Origin of the sequence: Nitrosomonas sp. (assembly GCF_024282095.1) — a bacterium.
Classification (GTDB): Bacteria; Pseudomonadota; Gammaproteobacteria; order Burkholderiales; family Nitrosomonadaceae; genus Nitrosomonas.
Genome location: NZ_JAMWZS010000019.1, coordinates 1 through 23128, shown reverse-complemented (window position 1 = coordinate 23128; position 23128 = coordinate 1). Strand labels below are relative to the sequence as shown.

The 23128-nt window shown below is 44.4% G+C and carries 22 protein-coding genes, 1 other RNA gene, 1 pseudogene and 1 riboswitch; of the genes and pseudogenes, 6 read left to right on the top strand and 18 right to left on the bottom strand.

What is annotated here, in order from left to right:
• Positions 1–23 precede the first annotated feature (23 nt).
• From gcvPA to gcvT, 3 genes are all read right to left on the bottom strand, one after another.
• Entirely contained in the window at positions 24–1376 is a 1353-nt protein-coding gene (gene gcvPA, locus Q0K92_RS07170; RefSeq protein WP_297325125.1) for an aminomethyl-transferring glycine dehydrogenase subunit GcvPA, read from the bottom strand.
• 67 nt (positions 1377–1443) lie between these two features.
• Positions 1444–1833, bottom strand: a complete 390-nt coding sequence (gene gcvH / locus Q0K92_RS07165) for a glycine cleavage system protein GcvH (RefSeq protein ID WP_297325124.1) — start codon at positions 1831–1833, stop codon at positions 1444–1446.
• A 43-nt stretch (positions 1834–1876) separates the two neighbouring features.
• Positions 1877–2968 carry a glycine cleavage system aminomethyltransferase GcvT gene (gene gcvT / locus Q0K92_RS07160; RefSeq protein WP_297325123.1) on the bottom strand — a complete coding sequence of 364 codons (1092 nt, stop codon included), beginning with the start codon at positions 2966–2968 and terminating at the stop codon, positions 1877–1879.
• A 48-nt stretch (positions 2969–3016) separates the two neighbouring features.
• Positions 3017–3119, bottom strand: a riboswitch (glycine riboswitch).
• A gap of 335 nt (positions 3120–3454) precedes the next feature.
• Here gcvT and tnpA point away from each other — a divergent pair.
• Positions 3455–3888 (top strand): annotated as a pseudogene (tnpA, locus tag Q0K92_RS07155) (IS200/IS605 family transposase).
• 203 nt (positions 3889–4091) lie between these two features.
• Here the strand turns inward: tnpA and Q0K92_RS07150 are convergent.
• From Q0K92_RS07150 to Q0K92_RS07140, 3 genes are read right to left on the bottom strand one after another with little or no spacing between them, the layout of a single operon-like run.
• Complete coding sequence (locus Q0K92_RS07150; RefSeq protein ID WP_297325122.1) at positions 4092–4943, bottom strand: carotenoid biosynthesis protein; 852 nt, start codon at positions 4941–4943, stop codon at positions 4092–4094.
• A gap of 36 nt (positions 4944–4979) precedes the next feature.
• Positions 4980–5777 carry a sulfite exporter TauE/SafE family protein gene (locus tag Q0K92_RS07145; protein ID WP_297325121.1) on the bottom strand — a complete coding sequence of 266 codons (798 nt, stop codon included), beginning with the start codon at positions 5775–5777 and terminating at the stop codon, positions 4980–4982.
• 51 nt (positions 5778–5828) lie between these two features.
• The gene (locus Q0K92_RS07140) at positions 5829–6284 is read right to left on the bottom strand and encodes an EVE domain-containing protein (RefSeq protein WP_297325120.1); all 456 of its coding nucleotides are present in this window, start codon (positions 6282–6284) and stop codon (positions 5829–5831) included.
• A 152-nt stretch (positions 6285–6436) separates the two neighbouring features.
• On the opposite strand from Q0K92_RS07140, the gene Q0K92_RS07135 reads away from it, so the two are divergent.
• Complete coding sequence (locus tag Q0K92_RS07135; protein ID WP_297325119.1) at positions 6437–7090, top strand: TlpA family protein disulfide reductase; 654 nt, start codon at positions 6437–6439, stop codon at positions 7088–7090.
• Positions 7091–7123: 33 nt separating this feature from the next.
• On the opposite strand, the gene Q0K92_RS07130 is transcribed toward Q0K92_RS07135, so the two are convergent.
• The 7 genes from Q0K92_RS07130 to smc form a co-directional block, all read right to left on the bottom strand.
• The gene (locus Q0K92_RS07130; RefSeq protein ID WP_297325118.1) at positions 7124–7762 is read right to left on the bottom strand and encodes an HAD-IA family hydrolase; all 639 of its coding nucleotides are present in this window, start codon (positions 7760–7762) and stop codon (positions 7124–7126) included.
• A 75-nt stretch (positions 7763–7837) separates the two neighbouring features.
• A non-coding RNA gene (gene ssrS / locus Q0K92_RS07125) (6S RNA) lies at positions 7838–8013 on the bottom strand.
• Between the two features lie 18 nt (positions 8014–8031).
• Positions 8032–8331: a cell division protein ZapA gene (locus tag Q0K92_RS07120; RefSeq protein ID WP_297325117.1), complete on the bottom strand. Its 300-nt coding sequence runs from the start codon at positions 8329–8331 to the stop codon at positions 8032–8034.
• The gene (locus Q0K92_RS07115) at positions 8324–8521 is read right to left on the bottom strand and encodes a hypothetical protein (RefSeq protein ID WP_297325116.1); all 198 of its coding nucleotides are present in this window, start codon (positions 8519–8521) and stop codon (positions 8324–8326) included. Before Q0K92_RS07115 ends, Q0K92_RS07120 begins: the two co-directional genes overlap by 8 nt.
• A 121-nt stretch (positions 8522–8642) precedes the next feature.
• A complete protein-coding gene (locus Q0K92_RS07110; protein WP_297325115.1) occupies positions 8643–8888 on the bottom strand; it encodes a CDGSH iron-sulfur domain-containing protein in 246 nt (81 codons plus the stop codon).
• 110 nt (positions 8889–8998) lie between these two features.
• Positions 8999–10177: a cell division protein ZipA C-terminal FtsZ-binding domain-containing protein gene (locus tag Q0K92_RS07105; RefSeq protein ID WP_297325114.1), complete on the bottom strand. Its 1179-nt coding sequence runs from the start codon at positions 10175–10177 to the stop codon at positions 8999–9001.
• 218 nt (positions 10178–10395) lie between these two features.
• A complete protein-coding gene (gene smc / locus Q0K92_RS07100) occupies positions 10396–13941 on the bottom strand; it encodes a chromosome segregation protein SMC (protein WP_297325113.1) in 3546 nt (1181 codons plus the stop codon).
• 107 nt (positions 13942–14048) lie between these two features.
• Here smc and queF point away from each other — a divergent pair, with 107 nt between their 5' ends.
• Entirely contained in the window at positions 14049–14468 is a 420-nt protein-coding gene (gene queF / locus Q0K92_RS07095) for a preQ(1) synthase (RefSeq protein WP_297325112.1), read from the top strand.
• Positions 14469–14659: 191 nt separating this feature from the next.
• Positions 14660–15913: a LysM peptidoglycan-binding domain-containing protein gene (locus Q0K92_RS07090; RefSeq protein WP_297325111.1), complete on the top strand. Its 1254-nt coding sequence runs from the start codon at positions 14660–14662 to the stop codon at positions 15911–15913.
• A gap of 21 nt (positions 15914–15934) precedes the next feature.
• Here Q0K92_RS07090 and Q0K92_RS07085 read toward each other — a convergent pair whose 3' ends face one another.
• Positions 15935–17404, bottom strand: a complete 1470-nt coding sequence (locus Q0K92_RS07085; RefSeq protein WP_297325110.1) for a leucyl aminopeptidase family protein — start codon at positions 17402–17404, stop codon at positions 15935–15937.
• A 169-nt stretch (positions 17405–17573) separates the two neighbouring features.
• On the opposite strand from Q0K92_RS07085, the gene Q0K92_RS07080 reads away from it, so the two are divergent.
• Complete coding sequence (locus Q0K92_RS07080; protein WP_297325109.1) at positions 17574–18368, top strand: thymidylate synthase; 795 nt, start codon at positions 17574–17576, stop codon at positions 18366–18368.
• Complete coding sequence (locus Q0K92_RS07075) at positions 18365–18871, top strand: dihydrofolate reductase (RefSeq protein WP_297325108.1); 507 nt, start codon at positions 18365–18367, stop codon at positions 18869–18871. The genes Q0K92_RS07080 and Q0K92_RS07075 overlap by 4 nt, the downstream gene beginning before the upstream one ends.
• A gap of 87 nt (positions 18872–18958) precedes the next feature.
• Here Q0K92_RS07075 and Q0K92_RS07070 read toward each other — a convergent pair whose 3' ends face one another.
• The 4 genes from Q0K92_RS07070 to apbC form a co-directional block, all read right to left on the bottom strand.
• Complete coding sequence (locus Q0K92_RS07070; protein WP_297325107.1) at positions 18959–20134, bottom strand: type III PLP-dependent enzyme; 1176 nt, start codon at positions 20132–20134, stop codon at positions 18959–18961.
• 319 nt (positions 20135–20453) lie between these two features.
• Positions 20454–21710, bottom strand: a complete 1257-nt coding sequence (locus tag Q0K92_RS07065; protein ID WP_297325106.1) for a TIGR03790 family protein — start codon at positions 21708–21710, stop codon at positions 20454–20456.
• A gap of 37 nt (positions 21711–21747) precedes the next feature.
• The gene (gene dcd, locus Q0K92_RS07060) at positions 21748–22314 is read right to left on the bottom strand and encodes a dCTP deaminase (protein WP_297325105.1); all 567 of its coding nucleotides are present in this window, start codon (positions 22312–22314) and stop codon (positions 21748–21750) included.
• Between the two features lie 13 nt (positions 22315–22327).
• A partial coding sequence (apbC, locus tag Q0K92_RS07055) for an iron-sulfur cluster carrier protein ApbC (RefSeq protein WP_297325104.1) occupies positions 22328–23128 on the bottom strand: 801 nt, incomplete at its 5' end.

Below are 23128 nucleotides of genomic sequence, written 5' to 3'. Positions count from 1 at the left end.
GAATAAGTATCAATTGTTGTTGATCAACTGAGTGCTTGTTTTAAGGTTTCAGCATAATTCTGTAAATCAGCAGCGGTCTTGGTTTCTGTGACACAAGCCAATAGTGTGTTACCCAATTCAGGATAATACGCTTGTAAATCGAGTCCGCCGAGTATGCCTTTTTGTTTTAATTGGGATAATACTTTTGCGACCGGTGCAGGCAGGGTCAGTGCAGCCTCGTGGAATATCGGTCCACTGAATGCTCTTTTCACACCATTTATTTTTTCCAACTGTTCAACCAGTTCCAGTGTGTTGGCATGCGATTGTGCCGCAATTCGGCGCAGACCTTCCGGTCCTACCAAGGACATATAAATAGTGGCGGCGGTTACCATCAATCCTTGATTGGTACAAATATTGGAGGTGGCTTTGGAACGGCGGATATGTTGTTCACGCGCCTGTAATGTCAGCACAAAGCCTTCTTTGTTATCCAGATCGGTAGTGCGGCCGATGATACGTCCGGGCATTTGGCGTACTAGCTCATTTTTACAAGCCATAAAGCCAAAGTAGGGACCGCCGCTGGAAAGTGGGATACCCAATGGTTGACCTTCACCGACAGCAATATCGGCACCTTTGCTACCCCATTCGCCCGGTGGAGTCAGTAAGGCGAGTGCGGTTGGATTGACGACACCGATGGCAAAAGCATTTTTACTGTGCGCCCAGTCAGTCAATGCGTCTACTTGTTCCAACACACCAAAGAAATTGGGTTGTGGAATGACCAGCGCGGCGAATTCCTCGTGCACTGAATTTGCGAGAGATTCCGGTAGAATTTGCCCGCAGTCGGTGCAAAATGGCAGTTCGACCACTTCAATTTTTTGATTGCTGACAATCGCACGGACGACCTGCCTGTAAATCGGATGTACTGTTTGCGGGATCAGAATGCGCCGCGATGTCTTGTGCGAACGAACAGCCATCAGCGCAGCTTCAGCCAACGCGGTTGCGCCGTCATACATACTGGCGTTTGACACATCCATGCCAGTCAGCGAAGCCATCATGGTTTGGTATTCATACAATAGCTGCAAGGTTCCTTGGCTGGCTTCGGCTTGATACGGTGTATAAGAAGAATAAAACTCACCGCGCGTGGTAATTTGCCAGACTGCCGCAGGGATGTGATGTTCATACGCGCCTGCGCCGATGAAATTTTGATAAAGCCCATCTTGTCCGGCGCGTTCCATCATCAGTCGGGTGATTTCCATTTCACTGAGTCCGGGCGGGACGCCTGTTAACTCGCCGCTGATTAAATCTTTGGGAATCTCATCAAAAAGCTCTTCAATAGTCTTTGCGCCAATGCTGGCGAGCATTTCGGCGATATCTTCTTGGGTATGTGGAATAAACGGCATGATTTATTTAAAAAACTTAAAGTATTAAAGTAGGCGAGTGAATTGAAGTCTTAACGCAAATATGATTTTAGTGATCTTCGTTTTCAACTAATTCGGTATAGGTTGCAGCATCGAGTAACCCATCCAGTTCAGCAGTATTGCTCGGTTTCAATTTAAATAGCCAGGAAGAATAAGCATCTTCATTAATTTTTCCTGGTTCATCGACCAATGGGGAGTTGACAGCGATGACTTCGCCGGAAATCGGAGAATACACATCAGCGGCTGCTTTGACGGATTCAGCAACTGCGCATTCTTCTTTTTGTTTAAGTGTACGCCCAACTTCCGGTAATTCGATAAATACCATATCGCCGAGCAATTCCTGCGCATGATGGGTAATCCCAACAGTGACCGTGCCATCGGCCTCAGGTTTCACCCATTCATGGGATTTGCTATATTTTAAATTTGTTGGAATACTCATTTTTCACTCCAGATTAAAGTAATATTTTTGTTGCAGCTTTGAATTAAACCAATGCTTTTCCGTTGCGCACGAACGGGTATTTTACCACTTTGGCGCGTAACTTCTTATCTCGCACCAGCACGTCGACTTCATCGCCGACGGCTATCTGTACCGGTAAGCGTGCCAAGGCGATAGACTGATTCATGGTTGGCGAGAATCCACCGCTGGTTATTTCACCTTGATATTCTACGCCATTCTGTTGACCGACGACTTGCTGATGGCTGCGCAGCACACCGCGATCAATCAACACCAAACCTATGAGTTGTTGCGTCACAAGGGCGTCTAATAATGCCTGTTTGCCAATGAAATCTCGTTCGCTTTTTAGATCAACGGTCCATGCCAGACCGGATTCTAATGGATTCTTGGTTTCATCCATATCCTGACCGTACAAATTCATCCCTGCTTCCAGGCGTAACGTGTCACGGGCGCCTAATCCGGCAGGCGCAACACCGACTGCATGTAACGCTTTCCAGAATGCCGGTGCATCGGCGGCAGGCAGAATAATTTCAAAACCATCTTCGCCGGTATAGCCTGTGCGTGCAATAAAATACTGATCCACTACGGTGGATTGAAACAACTTTAATTCTTCTGTTGCAGATTGTGAACCTGGAATCACCTGCCAGACCTTGGTACGGGCATTGGGACCTTGTACGGCGACCATGGCGAGATCGCGCCGCGGGGTAATTTCCAGATGGGGTGCGAGTGCATCACGTTGTTTCAACATCCAGGCAACATCTTTGTCGGCCGTGCCGGCATTTACGACGATGCGAAACCAGGTTTCAGACAGAAAGTAGATAATCAGGTCATCAATGATGCCGCCCTGTGGGGTCAGCATACAGGAATACAGTGCTTTGCCGGGAAGTGTCAATTTATCAACGTTGTTGGCGACCAAGCGACGCAAAAAGCTGCGCACATTGTCACCTTTGATATCGACTGGAAGCATGTGAGATACATCAAACATGCCGGCATCTTGGCGTACTTTATGGTGTTCGTCTAACTGTGAGCCGTAATGCAGTGGCATATCCCAGCCACCAAAATCCACCATTTTGGCATTCATGTCACGGTGGGTTTGATTAAGGGGTGTCATTTTCAGCACGGATTATTCTCCCGAAAATAAAAAAAAGTCATTTTATTTCAAATGACTTCACGCCCCTCTGTCCTTTTTACCTGAGAGATTTACAGATTAGCATCTGTGTGCCCCTTCGGTGGCCAAAAGTAATTTCTCGGCGCTCTCCAGATTGCCTGTCACAAGCGGTTCTCAGGGAACAAGTTTTGCTTGACCGTGCCTGAGCGATTCCGGGGGGGTTACGCCTTCGGCGGCGCTTAAACATTCAGCGCACTCTCCTGCTTGGACTTATATGGCAGAGTGCGAACTATACCTTAGTAACAGCGATTTATACAAGTTATTCAGCTAAATTTTCTGGCTGGCTGCAAGTTGCTTGAAGTTCTAATGTTTCGACTATCTGGTCGCATTAGCTTACAGGTATCGGGTTGATACTTTTATTGTCCATCATAAGGTTAAAACCACTGGCTTTAGCCGGTCAGCTTTAGCTGAGAAAATATGCTGTACAGGAGGTGTGGCATGGATTATAGATATGGAAGTCATACGGTTTATCAGATTGAATATCATTTTGTCTGGGTAACGAAGTATCGATACAAGGTTCTGACAGGAGAAGTAGCAGAGCGAGTTCGAGAATTGGTTCGTCAGACGTGTGAAGCATTTGAAATCAAGATAGTGAGTGGTGTAGTGCGTAAGGATCACGTACATATACTGGTGAGTTACCCCCCGGAGATGGCACCAAGTGAAATTATGAGGCGGATTAAAGGACGTACATCGAGCTATCTGTACGCAGAGTTTCCTCACCTGAAGAAAAGAGGTACTGGGGCAGGCATTTTTGGACGCACGGGTATTTTTACGCGACAGCAGAGCAGATGACAGATGAAATGATCAAACAGTACTTGGAACATCATTTTGAACCAAATCCAAATGATAATTTTAAAATGGAACCAGAATAAGACGCGTCGTTTAGCCGACGCGTATGGGGGTTTCCGGCGAAATTCGTACTCATTTTTTCGCCTTGAAATTCCTAATGAAAAATCCGGGGTTATTGCGGGGAGATCCGCCTAACCTTAATCACCCGCCGGATATTCAGATGTCTCTACTGTAAAAGTTAACCGGACAGTGGTGAAAAGTGATGCCTTCTGAACAGCGTGAACGTTCATTCTTTAGACCTGTTGAGAGGCGACCAGGGATAATCTTTCAAATGTTCCTGCAATTCTTCCTCACGGTAGCGATTCACTCGTGCAACAGCCAGGATCGTTACCATGAGAATTGGTAGCGTAAATATAAAAATGCCGGTCAGTGCGATCAGATTTTCACCAATCCACAGCGCTACCACCCAGTTGAAGATAAGTACCGACAGATAGAGCATCGGCCCCAGCAGCGAGCGGAACGGTATCGCAAATATTCCGTACGGCGTCTTTTCTTCGCGTTTGCGGTCTATCAATTGGAACACGGCTACCAGCGCAAAACTGGTTAACAACCAACCAGCGTAGTTTGAGATCGGTACGCCAAAATGCAGTCCTGGCTCGTGATAGCCGTATATCTGCCCGAGAAACCAGCGATTGCCCTGCAGTGCCAGCGGATCGATGATGATGTCTAGAAAGGTCTGCAAGAAAGCACCCAGCACCAGAGCAGCCCATGAATGACGGATGGCACGGGTTTCCAATGTAATTAGATCAAGACCGCGTGTCGCTAAGGGCGATAGGATGAATAACGCCGTGGTGTAGCTACAGTAAGTCAGAAAGACATAAGAGAGTGAGTCGAAGAAAGGTACCCCCCAGATCCACAGTTCCCGATGGCTTGTGCTGTCCAGGTAATAATACCAGCCGTAGGGAAACCCGGTGGTGATGGAGAGTTTCTCCGATATGAAAGCGATCAAGTATGCGGCGACGGTGAAAATAAGCGTTTTGCGCCAGCCGACATGCGGCACACAGATCAGTAGAAATGCCGCAAAAAAAGTGAACACATAGGGGCGCATCACAATGGTGTCGAAAGCGATATCAAGCATGGGTAAGTCTTCTGCGTCGAGTGATTTCAGGTGAATTCATATCAGGCTCATGAGCATCCTGATGCCCAGGCTATACAACAGCACCACAAAAATCGTTCTTAAAATGGCGGTTTTGGTGGAGTGCGTAAGTTTCGCACCCAGCGGCGCTGTCAGCATACTGGCCAGTACCAGCCAGGCTAATGCCGGCAAATACACATAACCCAGACTATATTCCGGTAGTGTTTCCGGTTGAAGGTAGCCGTTCGTGATATAGCCCGCCGTGCCAGCCAGTGCAATGGGGAAACCGATGGCTGCCGCGGTGCCGATGGCATGCTGAAGTTTCACGTTGCACAGTGTTAAAAACGGTACCGACAATAATCCGCCACCAATGGCAACCAGACTGGAGAGTGTACCGATGATGCTGCCGATAAAAAACATGCCGATTTTTCCCGGCAGCTGAAAAATAGGGCTGGGGCGGAATTGTAACAACATTTGCGTGGCGGCATAAAAAATAAAAATGACAAAAATGATGCTTAATAACTGACCCGTCATCGAGCTTGCCAAGGCGGCGCCGCCGAAAGTACCCACAAAAATGCCGGGTGTGATATTTTTAACAATCTGCCAATCCACCGCATGATGTCGATGATGCGTGCGCAAGCTGGCGGCTGACGTGAATATGATGGTGGCCATCGTGGTCCCCAATGCCAGATGGATGATGCGGTCGGCCGGGAAGTCTTGCGCTGTGAATATGGCAATCAGCACGGGCACGATGATGAGTCCGCCGCCAATGCCTAGCAATCCGGCAAAAAAACCTACAAATGCACCCGTAAGCAGATAAATAAGCCACCATTCCATTTAATCGGACCTTATAAGATTGAAGGGAAAACAGAAATACCTGGTTTTGTATTACAGGATAGCCATAATGAATTGCCATTCTGCCGGATCAACCGGGGTGATCGATAAACGATTACCTGTCTGTAGTACCCGCATTTTTTGCAGTTGCTGGTATTGCCTGAGTTCCTTGATTGCAATGAGGCGGGTTTTTTGTACCAGAGTAATTTCAACATTGAACCAGCGTGGATTGTTGAGCGTCGCTTTAGGGTCAAAATATTTATTGCCGGGATTAAATTGCGTAGCATCCGGATAAGCGGGTTTGCTGACCGTTGCGATGCCCATGATGCCGGGATCCTTACAGCACGAGTGATAGAAAAAAACCTGATCGCCAATGGTCATTTGATTGCGCATAAAATTGCGCGATTGATAATTGCGCACACCTTCCCACGCAACTGTTTGATTGGGTAGTGCTGCAAAATCATCGATGCTGAATTCATAGGGTTCCGATTTCATGAGCCAGTAACGCATTTTCTTGATGGGGCGAAATATTGTTAGGTAATTCTAATTTTGAATTGCAAAATCGAATTTAAATTCTTTGTTATTTTAAACAAAATCCTGCACGATGATGCCGAGCTTCTGTAATATTCCAGGTTTTTTACTCATTCTAACTATTTTTAATCATGAATAATCACTTACTTTCTGATATTGCGGTTGATACTTGGGTGCAAGGCGGGCCGGTTGCGTTAAATGATCTGATTGGTTCGGTGGTATTGATCGAGGTTTTTCAGGTGAATTGCCCGGGTTGTTTTATTTATTCATTACCCAGAGCCATTGATTTGCATGAGAGATATCAGCAACAGGGATTGGTTGTGATTGGCTTGGCGACTGCGTTTGAAGATTATGATAAAAATACGCTCGAGAATTTGCGGAAATTAGTGACAACGGGTGAGGTGATTGGTGAGACATTCAAGGCACTGAATCAACATGGTTTATTATCGCAAGGCAAGCTGACATGGAAAATACCGTTTGCGGTCGGTATGGATCGTGTCGTGGCGGAAACCGAACCGGTTACCGATGAACGAGTGCTGCGCTATGCGCGCGAATTTCTTGCTGAATTCGATAACCTTGGCGATGAGCAAAAAAAATCTGTACTGCAGCAAGTCAGGCATTATTTGGAGCGAAAATCCATGAAAGCTGAAACGTTCGAACGTTTTGCGTTGCAGGGAACGCCATCTTGCATTTTGTTTGATCGCAAGGGACAATTAAAAGATGTTTCATTTGGCCGAATCGATTATAAACAGGCGATGGTTGAACATTTCCTGGCAGAGAAATAATTTAATCTGCACATTAGAATCAAATTGATATCATCAAACGGCAGTCAACGTTTTTTTAAGCCAATTCTCAAAAGCCTGGTGATTGTTCAAATCATAGTGCCAACACTGAAATCCTGATTTTTTCCCGGATTCGATATTTTGTAGCTGATCATCAATATAAATCGTTGATGCCGGATCAAGCTGATACCTATCGATAGCGTATTGGTAGATGGCTAATTCCGGTTTCAGGATACCAACTTCGAATGACAATATTTTATGCTTAAAATACGAAAATTCCGGGTAGGCTGTGAATATCCAAGGACAGTGGATCGCGTTGATATTTGAAATCAAAATCAACGTATGGTGATTACTGGCAAGCTGACGAACACAGCGCCACATCGGTTCATTCATAGTAAAAATTTGTTGCCAGGCTTGATAAAACTGTTCCGCTGTCGCATCACTTTGAAGAATCTGCAGTGCCCAGTTCGCATAGTTTGCCGCATCGACTGATCCGGCTTCTAGTGCATCCTTTTGTTCCAGTACTTGTTGGATAAGCGGTTGGGGGTTGCTTATGCTGGCAGGTATCAATGTTGCCAGTGATGATTCAAAATCGAAATCGAGTAAAACTCGGCCGATGTCAAACAAAAATGTTCTGGGATAGGCGGATAATATTGTTTGATCGCTTGATGACATGGTGAGACTGTGGAAAATGGCGGGCCCAAAATTAAAAGGACAAGAGACGTTCAATTAACATCTCTTGTCCCGTAGAAGCTCCCCGCCTATGCCGTCAGACCATCATCTTGAACCATGGGTCCAAGGCGGCTGTTTCACGGACACATTGGGCACATCCAAAAAGGTGCGCACACCAGTATCACTAAAGTCCACAGCCATTTTCTAACAATTGGTTCAAAGAATATAAGTCTTAACAAACACCGCAGGGATTAACCTTATTACCAAAAATTCTAGCTTTCTTTCTTGATCATTACGTCATCAATTTTCTTCTTCAACGACACAATTCTACGCTTAAATTCATCCATGTCAAAGCCAGTTCCATTGCGCAGCATGAGCAATTCATGCGTAATACTTAACGCTGCTACAATTGCAATACGATCAGAATCAACAACCTTGCCTTCTGCTTTGATCTCCTGGATTTTTCTGTCCAAATAAGCTGCTGCAAGTTGAATGTCTTCTCGTTCCTCATCAGGGCAGGCGACGTAAAACTCACGCCCCATGATATTGATATTCAGTGTCTTGCTATTCATTGTCTGGCATATTTAATAAAAGTGTTTCAAGTCGACCGGTCGCCACGTGTATTTTTTCATTGAGTTTTTCGTTCTGAGCGTGTGTATCTGCAAGCTCTTTACGCAACTTATTATTTTCTATGCAAGTATCCTGATACAAACGTAACAGCAGAAAAATTTTATCTTCAAGAGATTTTAGTTCTGTTTCCATGGACACACTAAACCATTACAGGTTAATTAGTAACCAGATTCTATTTTTTCTGGCCGCGCCACAATACTCGACGTACCGATTGTTTGTTATCTTATTGCGAGAATTATATAGTTACATGAGATTACAGTTTGCGATGCGTGCCATCGCAATAAGGCGCATTATCGGTTTTTTTGCAGGTACACAACCAAGCTGTTTTGTTTTCAGTGACACTAAATTTTTTGGGTGTGAAAGCTGTATTTTTATGAGAACCATCGCAAAAAGGCTGGGATTTACTGAGACCACAAGCGCACCAATAATAATCTTTTCCTGCTTCCAACTTAACTTCAATGGGTGAAAAAGTTTGCCCTGTATTCGAAGATTCACTCATTCTTATCTCCACGCCAAATTTAAAATTTTTGTCTATGCGGTTTAATGATTTGTTCAAACCGCATTGTTACCTGATTAAGTATACCTAATTAATTGTATTTAAGAAATTTCTTATACAAATAGTCGTAAAGCGGCAGGTCCGCCTGCATGAATGTGATTTTTCTTCATGGCGGCTTGTATTTCAATCAGTTGCTGTTTGCTTTTTTGAATACCGCTGTCGCTCAGCGGCACACGATTATCATCAACCATAATACCGCCCAGCGTATTAGAAAAAATTTTTGCGAGATGCGTCATCTGATCGAATACTCTTTCGCCATGGGCAACTCTTGGAACATCCAGCAGGAAAGTGACACCATGCGTTGTCAGCGATTTCATATTCTCAGGCAAGAACGGGGACGATTCATAATTGCTCAGGGTAAACAATATATTATTACTGTCATCACGATATTTGAATATGCCTTCTGATTCGAGTCTGAACCCGGAAGCTTCCGCTAATGCACGAACCTTGGTGCCAACAAATGCACCGTCATCGCGACTAATGATATTAATACCGATCATTACATCCACTTCAGCACAGAATTTATCCAGCATGACAGCTTTTTCATGCGTACTGACAATATCAGGGCATTCCGCTATGGCGTGTACTTGTGATGCAAAATCCTGTACTAAATCCCGGAATTTGGATAAATTGACTTCACTGATGGGACCGGACCGATCAGCAAGCTGTAGACAGCCTTTTAATTGCATGTAACCGTCACTATCGACATTGGTTTCGTTGGTGACTTCTTCCCATGGCTCATTTTTATGCCGCTGGCCCAGCCAGCAAACAGGTTTTCCAAAATCAAATTTTCTTTGCAGCAATTTGGCGATATACGTGTTGGCAATGACTGATTCTGATCTGACATTGACGATATAGTTGGTGTTGCTGTCATAATCCAACAGCGGTGAAGTGGTGGATGTGCTGGTCGAAATATTGATCGATGGATTTTGTGTGGTTGATGTCTTTTTAAATTCAGTGTGTGCAGCGGTTAAATCAGGCTGTGCGAATGTGTCGAATGGCGTGTCAGGAACCGGAGTTTTATTGAACTTCGGCTCAATCCTTTGTGCCATATCATCAGAATCTTGCGCATCCAGAAGTATGTCACTATGCTCATGGTCAAACGCTGCTTGTACTTTACGGCGATAACGTTGTTGTTGCAGCCAGTTGAAGATAACAACACCGACGATCACGATAATGCCGATGATGATCAGGCTTAACTGCAAGTCACTCATATTACTTAATATTTCCATGTTATCTCCTAAAAATACCTTGATATAAAGCGTATCAATTAGATCATGCCAGCTTTATATGATCAATTACAAATCTAGCACAGGCCGCTGAAAAACGATCTGTGCCGTCGCTATGGTGTTAAAAATAAATAGGTTCAAAATGCGCACTGATCACGCATACATTGCGCTTTCTCACTTGTTTTTGCCTGGTATCGATGCCTTGTTTTTTTAATGGCCTGCTAGACTGCAGGTTGTTTAATCCGTTTCCCCAGTTTGATTGCATCTGCGATATCCACAGCAACTATCCTGGATACACCTTGTTCTTGCATTGTAACGCCAATTAATTGCTGTGCCATCTCCATGGTGATTTTATTATGGCTGATGAATAAGAACTGAGTTTGTTTTGACATATTTTTTACTAACTCACAAAAACGATTGGTGTTACTGTCGTCAAGCGGTGCATCCACTTCATCCAATAGACAGAATGGCGCGGGGTTAAGCCGAAATAATGAAAAGATGAGCGCCAGTGCAGTGAGGGCTTTTTCACCGCCTGATAATAAATGAATGGAACTATTCTTTTTCCCGGGTGGCTGAGCCATCAGTAACAATCCGGCATCCAGAATCTTACCGTCGCTCAACTCAAGCTTGGCTTGCCCGCCTGCAAATATCACCGGAAAGATTTCGCTTAGATACTGATTGACCAGATCAAAAGTTTCTTGCAGGCGTAATTGTGTTTCACGATCAATTTGCTGGATGACATTTTCCAGCGTGGCGACAGCTTCATTTAAATCCTGCAATTGATTCATCAAGTTGGATTGACGTGTACGGGCAATGTCGAGTTCTGCCAGTGCCGCGAGATTGACAGATCCCAACGCCGTAATTTCAGTATTCAGTCGATTGATCTCCGATTGTAATGCCGCAATACTCTTTTTTCCTAACAGCGGTAAAAATAATTGGGTATCGACTTTGGCGTCATTGATCAATTCATCAAATTGGCTGATGGTAATATTTGCCGCTTGTTCTTTGAGTCGGATTTGATTGATGGCGTCTCTTAATGAATACGTTTCTTGTTCGGAGGCCAGGCGAGTGTTTTCTATTTCCCGTAAATGGCGGGCAGTATCTTCGACTTCCTGGCGTACCTGTATTATCGTTTGTTCGATTGCTTTGCGCTGTATCCGCGCAGTTTCTAGCTGATTATTCAGTGGGGTTGGATTCAAGCTATCTTGTTCTTTAAGCAGCTTGATATGGTTTTCTGCCAGTATGTGCAGATCGTCATGTATAACTTGTATATTGCGTTCTATTTCATTGATTTTACTGTCACATGTCTTTACATGAAATACCGCCTCCTGCATCTGCTTCGTGGATTGTTGCAGGCTTTGTCGTTGATCGGCAAGTGCGTGATTGGCAGCTTCCCACGCGAGCTGAGCTTGCTGTGTCAGTTGTTTGAATACATCGATTTGTTCTGAATTTTTTATTAATTCTGCTTGCGCGGATCGTTGCAGTGAGGTTTCGTTATTCAACGCTTGCTTGATTTCGGTTAATTCGGCATTAATCTGATTACTGCGGTGAATCGTGCGTTCGTTAATTTGTGAAAGCTTGACGATTTCAAGCTGTAGTTCATGCCGGTGCTGCTGTAATTGTTTACTGCGTTCACGCGATTGCTGAATGTCGTCGCTTAGCTTGGCATTTTGTTGTTTTGCCGCCTCCAGCAAGCTATGTTGATTGTGGAGCTGAGATTCATACTGATTAATTTCCAGCTGCAGATTTTTTAATTCCTGCTGTCTCGATAGAACGCCATGTAACTGCGAGTCAGGTGCATAAAAAGTGAGGCTGGTGCGCGTGATGATATGTCCCTGGCGCGTCACCAATAATTCACCGGCGTTTAGCATGGATTTTCTCGTGAAGCCTTCCTGAATATTTTCTATCACATATACTTGGCATAACCAATCTTCCAATACACGGCGCACCTCGGGCTGGTTGATTGTTACATAAGTAAGTAGTTTTTCACAGCCGAAGTGGCGTGATACAGATTGTTGATCATCGGAGGATATCGCAGGTTGGGTTTTTTCAAAGATGGCCCATTTCCCCGATGGTAAGTCGTTTATCCAGTTCTGAATGAATGCGAGCTGATCAACTTCGATACTATTGAGTCGTTCGCGTAAAACTGCTTCCAAGGCATTCTCCCATTCGGGTTGCACTTGCAGGTGTTGCCATAAGCGGGGTAAACCATCCAATTGATGCTTGCTGAGCCAAGTGGTTAGCTGCTGATTGCTTTCCAATTTCTGCTGCAGATTTTGCAATGCATGGAAGCGAGCCGTCGTCTGTGATAATGCATGCTGCAGTTCTTGAATTTTGCTTGTAATTTGTTGTTTATACTGAATTGCAGCAGATAATTGATTTTCTATATCCTGATGTTTCAGGCTCTGTTCTTGCAAAGCACATTCGGTTTGATCCATTGCTGACTGTAATTCAGTTAACCTGGATGTCTCAACGGAGATCAGTTCGTTTTGCTCTTTTAATAAACGGGAATAACGTGCCTCAAGCTGCTGAATATTTTTTGTGGCATGGGTGAAGTGGCTATCTTCAAGCTGATTGGCTTGTTCGGTCATGAGAAGGTCATGCCGGCATTTGTCTAGCGCCTCCCGGCATCGGCGAAAATCGGCTTCCACGATCGGTAATTGTTGATTGAGCGCATCATTCTTAAGCATACTTTCTGTATGCGTTGCTGTGGCTTGTGTTTTTTCCTGATGCCAGTGTAGTAGACTTGCTTGCGCGGCTTCTTCTAGCTGATTATTTTTTTGCAGTCGATTTTCAACTTCCTGAATTTGCTGTGTTAAGCGTTCGGCATTGTTCTTCAAATGATTTATTTCTTGTTCTACACGGCCTATCTCGGCATTGACCGTATACAGCTGTCCTTGCACTTGCAGTAATTTGTCACTGATTTCACGCTCTTTTTCACGCGCTGTCTCATATTCTTTTTCAGCTTGATGTTGACTCGAAAGTGCAGCTTCTAATGCAAATTCAAGCGCCTGAATTTCTTTTTCTGCGTGGCTGCGTTGATTGATTGCGTCGCTTCTACGTTGTAGCCACAGCAGCGACTGTGCGGTATGTAGTTTTTCTTGCAACGATTGATATTGCTGCGCAGTGTTTGCTTGAATTTGCAGGTGCTGTAGCTGCGTTTCCAGTTCCTGCGAGATATCCACTAAGCGGGTTAGATTTTTCCGGGTCTCAATGAGGTGTGAGAAAGTTTCCTGTCTTCTTTCGCGGTATTGAGAGATGCCTGCGGCTTCTTCCAGGAAGCTCCTTAATTCTTGCGGCTTCGCTTCAATAATCCGTGAGATCATGCCTTGCTCAATAATGGCATAGCCTCGACCACCAACACCCGTGCCCAGAAAAAAATCGGAAATATCACGCCGCCGTACTTGCAGATTATTGATGTAATAACTTGAGATACCGTCGCGCTGAAGAACACGTTTAATCGCGATTTCGGAATAACTGGACCATTGCCCGGTGACCTTGCTCAAATGATTGTCAAAAACGATTTCGACACTCGCGCGACCGATTGCTTTGCGATGATCTGATCCGGCAAAAATAACATCCTGCATGGAATCACCGCGCAAGGCGGAAGCCTTGGATTCACCTAGAACCCATCGTACCGCGTCAATAATGTTTGATTTTCCGCAACCATTGGGACCGACGATACCTACGAGATCTTGGGAAACGGGAATTAGCGTTGGATCGACAAATGATTTGAAACCGGCAAGTTTAATATGAGCTAAGCGCAATTTTTTGTTTATGAGATAAGGCAGTTATAATAGATAGTGTGCATGAGAGAACGATTAAACAATTATTGATTATTGTAACGGAATTAACTTAAACATGAGTGTGAAGAATGACCAGTAAGCCTGAGAAAACGCTTGAAACATTTCCAAATCCCTACGTCGACAGAGATTATCATATTCATATGGAAATCCCTGAATTTACCTGTTTGTGTCCGAAGACGGGGCAGCCTGATTTTGCAACCTTAGTGCTTGATTATATTCCAGAGAAAAAATGTATTGAGCTCAAAAGCCTGAAACTTTATATCTGGTCATACCGGAATGAGGGTGTATTTCATGAAGCGGTTACCAACAAAATTCTCGATGATCTCGTTGCCATTTTAAAACCAAGATATCTTCGTTTAATTGCGCGTTTTTATGTGCGTGGTGGAATTTTTACCAACGTTACAGTGGATTATCGGAAGAAAAATTGGCAACCGAAACAAGCGGTTGTACTGCAGGAGTTCAGTAGTCAATCGAATATTCGAAAATAATTCTTAATAATTAGCTTTAAGTATAAATTATAATATCCTGATTTTGAATTATATTATTAAGATTTGCGTTTCTTGCTACATAAAAAAATAGTTTGCAAAAGTCAAAAAGTTATATATGCTGTCAACCAGTGTAAAGACAGAACTAAGCTATGTAAATGATTTTTAAAAGAAATGATCAATTTGCTTTACTAATGTCGTTACTTTTCTGGACTTGCTCACTGATACCAGTTGATGCAATTGCCGACAGATTAGTGCAGAACGAATATCAATATCATACCGATTTGTGGGATCGCATACGCAGCGGGTTTGCATTAAAACTCCCATCTGATAGTAAAGCAATACGTAAAATCGAGACCCCGTATACTCAACAGCCGGAAACACTCAACCGCATTATTGAGAAAAGCGAGCGCTATCTGTTTTATATCGTGGAGGAACTTGAACGCCGCGGTATGCCGATGGAAATTGCATTAATTCCGGTAATCGAGAGTTCTTATGATCCCCTGATCAAATCAAACAGTCACTCTGCAGGGTTATGGCAATTTATCCCGGAAACAGGCAAGAGCCTAGGCCTGGAACAAAATGTATGGCATGACGATCGGCGCGATATTATTGCGTCGACAGGGGCGGCGCTTGATTATTTACAATATCTTCATAAAAAATTCGATAACTGGAAGCTGGCGATAGCGGCGTACAATATCGGTGAAGGCGCCGTAAGCAAAGCATTATCCAGAAACATTCATAAAGGCAGATCAAGCAGTTTTTACGATTTGAATCTTCCAATTGAAGCTAAGCATTATGTGTATAAATTATTAGCAGTTAAGGATATTGTTGCTAATTCAAAAAAATATGGCGTGCGACTCCGACAGGTACCGAATCGACCGTATTTTGATACAGTCAAAATACATGAGCATATTGATATCTCCCTCGTTACCCGCCTTGCTAATATCTCCGAAACTGAATTCACCGCACTAAATCCTGCTTATAATCGTTATGTCATTAAAGTACTCAATGCACCTCGTACTTTATTGTTACCTAAGGATAAAAAAGAAGTTTTCCTAACAAATCTGGAAACATTTCAAGATCCGAGAGTTTCATGGCAGATTTATCGTGTCAAGAAAGGTGAAAATATCAATGAAATTGCGGGGCGTTACCGTACGACTGTCAAACAATTACAAGCAATCAATGGCATAGCTCGGAACAAGAATCTCACGCTCGGGCAGAAGATTTTGGTACCTCAAGTGGTGGCGGAAAATCTTGCTGATGCTGCTGCACAAAAGAAACAGCTGTTGCAGAACTATCAAGCAAGCGTTCACGTAGTCAAAAAGGGCGATACTTTGTATGAGATCGCAAAGCGATATGGCACGACAGTGAATCAGATTAAATTATGGAATAATAGCGATGAGAATTTATCGATAGGTCAGAAGCTCGTTCTCTCAAGAAGTTAAAGGCGTATTCCAATAAATAAATCAATTATTGGATGAAATGTTTTTCAAAAACTCAATACCCCAATTGACGCCAAACCCGGTAATTTCACTATCAACAGCGCCTAATCCGTCTTTATGACTGCTGGCTGATAAATCCATATGCAACCACGGTATATCGTTGACAAACCGGCGTAGAAAACATGCGGCGAGAATATGATCAAACTCTCCGCCAAGTTCGCATTGTTTAATATCTGCAATAGTGCTTTCAAGGCTTTCTTCATAATCGATATCCATCGGAAAAGCGCAGACACGTTCTCCGCTCTTCTTGCCTGCTGCGATGGCTTTCTGAGCTAAATCATCACGATTGCTGAAGAATCCACTATAACGTGATCCCAAAGCGGTTTTCATGCTGCCTGTCAGTGTGGCGAAATCAATGATCAGATCGGGTTCCAGTTTAATCGCCAATGTTAAGGTGTCTGCTAAAACCATGCGTCCTTCGGCATCGGTGTGAACAACTTCTATCGATAATCCATTAAGCGCTGAAATAATGTCGTTCTGCTTGTAAGCACGTGGGCTGATATGGTTTTGTGCTATCGCAAGCCAGCAATCGATCTTGACTGGAATTTCAGCCCGTGTTGCCGCCAGCAGAATACCTAAAGCAACGGCGGAGCCGTTCATGTCTTCGTGCATTCCCTGCATATACCGGGCCGGTTTTAAATTATGGCCACCGGTATCAAAACAGATGCCTTTACCGACGATAGCGATGCTTTTGTGTGGTGAATTCTGCTTGCAATTGTGCTGCAGGTGGACAATGGCAGCATCTTCCGAGTCGCTGCCTTGTGCGACAGCAATAAAGGCGCCGGCACCGATTTCTTTGAGTTTGTTGAAATCGAATTCCTGGTATTTCCAGCCTTCATTTTCTGCCAGCTTCTTAATTTGCTGACGATAAGTTTTAGGGGTTAATTCATTAGCGGGTAATACCGTTAAGCCGCGAGCTAATAAATTACCTTCCGCCAGTGCGCGCTGCAGTGTGAAGTTTTCAGCATCTTTATAACCATAGAGAAAAATCTTTGTTAAGGGTTTTTTGCTAGGTTTGTTTTTCCGTACAGGCAGTGCGGCGCCATTGACCCACGCAGCATAAACAGCCAGCTCTGAAAAAACTTTCTTTTGATGGGGGGTGCCATACACCGTGATATGGATTTCTGATGGATTCTCTGCAAGTAGTAATTTGATTGCTTTACGCACGCAAGTTTGTTGCTCGAACACGGATTCGCCCGCATCAACCATCACCCAGGCGCATAACTCACCATTTGCAAGATTTGCACTGACCGGGGTACGATGAAGATCGGTCAATTGCATTTCGCGTCGTAACAGCAATTTTTCCAGTGATTCTTCGCCGGTGACGCCGTATTTCTTGGGCAGCTTTTCTAATTTAGGGAGTATTACGAGAATATGCGGTGCTTTAATAGATTGATCGATAGGTGATGTATTCTGGAAGAGTGATGCCAGCATTGAAAGCTTTCCTGTCAAATATTATTTTCTGAGTGACAATATCGGGAGTCATTGCGTAAAGAATGGCCGCTATTAACTGTTAAATTGCTATTATTATATACGTTCTGTGGGTGGGATAGCTTGTAACAGATAGATTTATTCTGGTTCTAATAAGGAGTGTCAAATAACAATGCGCCAATATCTAGAGCTAATGCAGCATGTTATCGATCATGGATGTCAGAAATCGGATCGCACGGGTACTGGCACACGATCAATCTTTGGTTATCAAATGCGCTTTAATCTGGCTGATGGTTTTCCATTGGTAACAACGAAAAAGTGCCACTTAAAATCAATTATTTATGAATTATTGTGGTTTCTGCAAGGCGATACGAATGTTGCGTATCTTCACAAAAACGGTGTGTCGATATGGGATGAGTGGGCTGATGCAGAAGGGAATCTGGGACCCATATATGGTTATCAGTGGCGATCCTGGGCAACGGCGGATGGTCATCATATTGATCAGCTCATGCAAGTGATTGAGCAGATAAAAAATACACCGGATTCGCGGCGCATGCTGGTTTCTTCATGGAATGTGGGTGATTTGCATAAAATGCGCTTGGCACCATGCCATGTGTTCTTTCAATTTTATGTGGTGGATAATCGGCTCTCGTGCCAACTTTATCAGCGTAGCGCTGATATTTTTCTGGGGGTGCCTTTTAATATTGCATCGTATGCATTGCTAACCCTGATGATTGCACAAGTATGCAAACTGGAGCCGGGGGATTTTGTACATACCTTGGGCGACGCACACCTTTATTTGAACCACCTTGAACAAGCTCGTGAGCAGTTATCGCGTGAACCGAAGCCGTTACCGATCATGACATTGAACCCAGATATACGGGAGATACTGGATTTTAACTACGAAGATTTTATTTTGGAAAATTATCATCCTCATCCAGCGATCAAAGCGCCGGTGGCCGTATGACATTACCACGGCTATCTATTCTGGTGGCGATGGCCAGGAATCGAGTGATTGGTCAGCACAATAAATTGCCTTGGCACTTGCCTGCTGATTTGAAGCATTTTAAGTTACTGACAATGGGCCATATTATTATCATGGGTCGTAAAACCTATGAATCCATTGGCAGACCTTTGCCCGGAAGAACCAACATCATCATTACGCAACAGAAAAATTTTGCAGTACCCGGCGCGACGGTCGTCCATTCGATTGAAGATGTTTTACGGGCTTGTGAACAAGCCAATGTAACGCATAGGGAATGTTTCATCATTGGAGGAGAGAAGCTGTACCGGCAAACAATTGCAATGTGCCAGCGCATGTATATCACGGAAATTCAGAGAGACTTTGAGGGAGATACTATCTTCCCGGAATACGAGCCGCGTGAATGGGAAGAAACGCAACGGGAGAAATATTTTTCTGATAGTGATAGCGCTATGGAATATCATTTTGTCATACTGGATCGTAAATGAAAAAGAAAAATGGTGAAGCGCATATTTCATGCGACTTCACCATTTTATTTCAAGATGAAAAATAAAGTGTATAAGTATAACGAGTGCTTATATCACTTTAACATCAGGTAACGGGAATCCGTTGAAATTGCTGGCATAAGCCGTGGTGTATGCTCCCGCATTAGGAATATAAATAAAATCACCTTCTTGCAGATCATTGGGAAGCATTAAGTCATGAGTCAGAATATCCACTGAATCGCATGTAGGACCTGCGATTGACCAGGGAGTGTTATTGCCTTTACGATCAGTGAGGATTTCGTAGCGCAAGCCTTCGGTAATTTCTATAACCCCGCCAAACATGCCCGCATCCCAATACATCCACCGTTTACCATTGCGAGTTGCAGTACCGACGACGCGACAGACAAAATAGGCTGAATCGGATACCAAATAACGACCGGGTTCTGCCATAACATGGATGTTATCAGGCAAATCAGCGATAGCATCATTGATGATTTCAGCAATGATTTCAATGGAAGGAATAGGTTTGACGTGACGCACCGGATAGCCGCCGCCAATATTCAGTAATCGAGGATTCAATCCTGCGGCTTGCATATCGGCAAAAACTTTTTTTGCGCGCTCAATGCCAACTCGCCAATTTTGAGGGTTACGGCACTGTGAACCGACATGAAATGTGACGCCGGCTAAATCAGCTTTGAGTTGTACGGCTTCACGGATAATCTCATTAACATCCGCGAGATGTGTTCCAAACTTTCCGGCTAATGGCCAATCGCTGCCAATATTCGGCGTATCGATACGCAAATACATTTTCGCATCGGGCTTAACACTTACGATTTTGCGTAATTCTTCTATACTGTCAAGTACATACCATTCGACGCCTTTAGCCGCAGCATATTCGAGGTAAGCACGCGATTTCATCGGGTTACTATAGAACACTTCATCCGCAGGTACGCCCAACGTCAGTAACAAATCAAGTTCAGCAATGGAGGCGATTTCAAAACCGACGCCTTCTTCAATCAGCGTTTTTAATACACGGTGATCAGGGTTAGCCTTAACAGCATAATGCGGATGAACGCGTGGCATTGCCGTTTTAAATCGTCGAGCTTTGTGTCGGACAATATTGCTATCAACCAGTAAAAATGGGCGTTGATAGCCTTTCTTTAGCGCGTTCTGAACGTGTTTAAAATTCAGACTGCTTTCTGGGTGGGTATCAAATAAAACTTCAGATGGATCGGGTTTTTGAAGTGTGGACGAGAATACAGACATGAGCGCGCTCCTTAAAAATCGCTACGTTTCAGGGATATGAACATTAACTAAATCAACTGGAGCAAAAAAGTCCTTGGTGCTTCTCATGATGACCTCCTTATCGGCTAAATATATTGAGTGTTAATTTGCACGCATTATAGTCTGCATTCAGAGCAAAGCAAGTGTTTTTTTGCATAAAAATTATTTTTTTATATAATTTGTTTATATGCGCAAAAACAATGTGTTGTGCAACTATCGTTAGGGTGTATTTGACGGTTTTTTTGCAGAAAAGTTTATATGATTTTGTGACTTTCAACGTAATGAGCACATATGAAGCCTGTTAGTGCCACTGAAATCTTAAGTAGTTATCTTTTTTTTCATTAAGCCTGAAATGAAATCGATTTTCTCCGCGACCAATTGCCTGCTGTTTTGGAAGAAGCTTGAATGGCCCAGCGGCGGAGTATGATTCTTCAATTGTTAATTTTCCAGAATGCGGTGAAAAAAATCTTAATTCAAACCGGTCGGAACTGATTTCCCGTAATAGGGGAGCAAACGGCTTGGCCAGCGGCTCACCGATGAATACGCCTTGTCCTGGCCAGGCTACGCTTTTCCAATAGGCTTCAATGACGCTGGTTCCCGCTGCATAATGAAACATGGCGACTGCGGGTGATGGAAATTTTTGTGGATAGCTGCAAGGTTCAACGACGGTACCATAGCTCGCTGTGGCGCCGGCTTCCAGCCAACGCAAGCTGCTCATTTGCAGTGAATCGGTCAGCATGCCGCCAGCCGATGTTAAGTGGTCTGCCAGCGCACCTGGCAGAAAACCCAACGTCTGCAGCATGGGCACTTCAGTCAATCCGGTAAAATAAAAAAGTACATCCTGGTGATCGGAAATAGCATCGGTTTGCAGTATTCGTATCGAAAAAACACCGGTCAGATCTTGTGCCGTGCGTGCAAAGCCGGTTGCGCGGCTGTTACGTGCTTTATCCGAAGTGCTCAATAAATAAGCCTGGCCTTTCGGAAAACTATGGTCTGAAGCGACGCCTCGGTCAATGAGTGCTTTGACTTGTTCGAAGGAAGTTCCAGCTAACATCATGGCGGGGCGCAGCTTGTAATCATCGAACGGAAACAGGCTTGGCGAATTGAAGTAAGGGCTGGGTGCTGTCGGTGCACATTTTTTCGAGCAAAATTTCCTATCGAAGCCAAACGCCAAGGCAGAAGTCAACGACATGCAGCCCACCCGATAGGGAGTAGTCCAGGCAACAGCGAATGCTTGTACATGATCCGGCGTCAGTTGATCAATGGTAGCTTTCAATTGCTTGAATTCTTTGGGGGTCATAACACTGCGTTCAGATGAGAAACGCAGATGAATCATATTGGCTTCCGGTATCTGCCGTGCCTGCTGATAATAGTGACCAATTTGCCGGGACAAGGGATCATCATCATTAATAATGACAGCAATATCATGGGGTTCTAATCCAGTGCGCGGCAAGGAGATATGCTTTTGCGCTTCTACCGGAAAAGCTGCGAAAAACAGAATGAGCGCCAAAACAACAGGAAACCGTTTGATCAGATTTAAGCTTTCCCGTGTCGACATCAAAGCGTCTCCATACCAATGAACGACTGTTACAGTTTCAAATTTTCGGCAATGTTACACCCTGCTGCCCTTGGTATTTACCACCTCGATCTTTATAAGAAGTCTCGCAGACTTCGTCCGATTCAAAAAAAATGACTTGCGCAACACCTTCGTTGGCATAGATTTTGGCGGGCAGGGGAGTGGTGTTGGAAAATTCCAGCGTGACATAGCCTTCCCATTCCGGTTCAAAAGGGGTGACATTGACGATAATGCCGCAGCGCGCATAGGTGGATTTACCCAAACAAATGGTCAATATATTGCGCGGAATACGGAAGTATTCCACAGTGCGTGCCAGCGCAAAGGAATTGGGTGGAATGATGCAAATATCACTTTTGACATCAACGAATGAATTCGAGTCAAAATTCTTCGGGTCGACGATGGTGGAATTGATGTTGGTGAACAACTTGAATTCATCCGAGCAGCGAATATCGTAGCCGTAGCTTGACGTGCCGTAGGAAACAATGCGTTGATCATTTTTCTGGCGAATCTGGTCAGGCTCAAATGGCTCGATCATGCCATGCGCTTGCGCCATCCGACGAATCCATTTATCTGATTTAATCGTCATGCTTTAGCCTTTTCTAGTCATTTTCCATGATGATTTTGGCGAACAATTCCGAGTGATCTTCCGCGGATTCAGCCACCTTAACAGCGACTCGTCGCGCAATCAGCCGGTATATTTCGGCTATTTTTCCATCCGGCTCGGCAACGACACTGGGTTTTCCCATATCGGTATGTTCGCGGATTCTGATATCGAGCGGTAATGCGCCGAGAAATTCCACATTGTAATCCTGGCACATTTTCTTACCGCCACCGGTGCCAAAGATAGGCTCAGTGTGTCCGCATTGTGAACAGGTATGCGTGCTCATGTTTTCCACAATGCCGAAAATCGGAATGCCTACTTTCTCAAACATTTTTAACCCCTTGCGCGCATCGAGCAGGGCGATATCTTGTGGCGTGGTGACAATGACAGCGCCCGTTACGGGGATTTTTTGTGCCAGTGTCAGTTGAATATCTCCGGTACCAGGTGGTAAATCGACGACGAGATAATCCACATCCTTCCAATTGGTATCGTTCAACAATTGCTGCAACGCCTGGGTAACCATCGGGCCGCGCCAAACCATCGGGGTTTCGACATCGATCAGCAGACCGATGGACATGGCCTGGATACCGTGCGCAAAGACGGGCTCCATGGTTTTGCCATCGAGTGATTCGGGGTGATGGGTGATGCCCAGCATCTGCGGTTGTGACGGACCGTAAATATCCGCATCCAGAATACCTACGGATGCACCCTCCGCTGCCAATGCCAGAGCCAGATTGACTGCCGTCGCCGATTTTCCGACACCGCCCTTGCCGGATGCCACCGCAATGATATTTTTAAC

Bases quoted from the DNA above. Each gene is read 5' to 3' on its own strand.
- Q0K92_RS07135 (WP_297325119.1), top strand. From the start codon at position 6,437: ATGAATAATCACTTACTTTCTGATATTGCGGTTGATACTTGGGTGCAA.
- Q0K92_RS07070 (WP_297325107.1), bottom strand. From the start codon at position 20,134: ATGTCTGTATTCTCGTCCACACTTCAAAAACCCGATCCATCTGAAGTT.
- Q0K92_RS07105 (WP_297325114.1), bottom strand. From the start codon at position 10,177: ATGGAAATATTAAGTAATATGAGTGACTTGCAGTTAAGCCTGATCATC.
- Q0K92_RS07140 (WP_297325120.1), bottom strand. From the start codon at position 6,284: ATGCGTTACTGGCTCATGAAATCGGAACCCTATGAATTCAGCATCGAT.
- Q0K92_RS07085 (WP_297325110.1), bottom strand. From the start codon at position 17,404: ATGCTGGCATCACTCTTCCAGAATACATCACCTATCGATCAATCTATT.
- Q0K92_RS07080 (WP_297325109.1), top strand. From the start codon at position 17,574: ATGCGCCAATATCTAGAGCTAATGCAGCATGTTATCGATCATGGATGT.
- Q0K92_RS07145 (WP_297325121.1), bottom strand. From the start codon at position 5,777: ATGGAATGGTGGCTTATTTATCTGCTTACGGGTGCATTTGTAGGTTTT.
- Q0K92_RS07065 (WP_297325106.1), bottom strand. From the start codon at position 21,710: ATGTCGACACGGGAAAGCTTAAATCTGATCAAACGGTTTCCTGTTGTT.
- Q0K92_RS07130 (WP_297325118.1), bottom strand. From the start codon at position 7,762: ATGTCATCAAGCGATCAAACAATATTATCCGCCTATCCCAGAACATTT.
- gcvPA (WP_297325125.1), bottom strand. From the start codon at position 1,376: ATGCCGTTTATTCCACATACCCAAGAAGATATCGCCGAAATGCTCGCC.
- Q0K92_RS07115 (WP_297325116.1), bottom strand. From the start codon at position 8,521: ATGGAAACAGAACTAAAATCTCTTGAAGATAAAATTTTTCTGCTGTTA.
- queF (WP_297325112.1), top strand. From the start codon at position 14,049: ATGACCAGTAAGCCTGAGAAAACGCTTGAAACATTTCCAAATCCCTAC.
- gcvH (WP_297325124.1), bottom strand. From the start codon at position 1,833: ATGAGTATTCCAACAAATTTAAAATATAGCAAATCCCATGAATGGGTG.
- Q0K92_RS07110 (WP_297325115.1), bottom strand. From the start codon at position 8,888: ATGAGTGAATCTTCGAATACAGGGCAAACTTTTTCACCCATTGAAGTT.
- Q0K92_RS07090 (WP_297325111.1), top strand. From the start codon at position 14,660: ATGTCGTTACTTTTCTGGACTTGCTCACTGATACCAGTTGATGCAATT.
- Q0K92_RS07075 (WP_297325108.1), top strand. From the start codon at position 18,365: ATGACATTACCACGGCTATCTATTCTGGTGGCGATGGCCAGGAATCGA.
- Q0K92_RS07150 (WP_297325122.1), bottom strand. From the start codon at position 4,943: ATGCTTGATATCGCTTTCGACACCATTGTGATGCGCCCCTATGTGTTC.
- dcd (WP_297325105.1), bottom strand. From the start codon at position 22,314: ATGACGATTAAATCAGATAAATGGATTCGTCGGATGGCGCAAGCGCAT.
- Q0K92_RS07120 (WP_297325117.1), bottom strand. From the start codon at position 8,331: ATGAATAGCAAGACACTGAATATCAATATCATGGGGCGTGAGTTTTAC.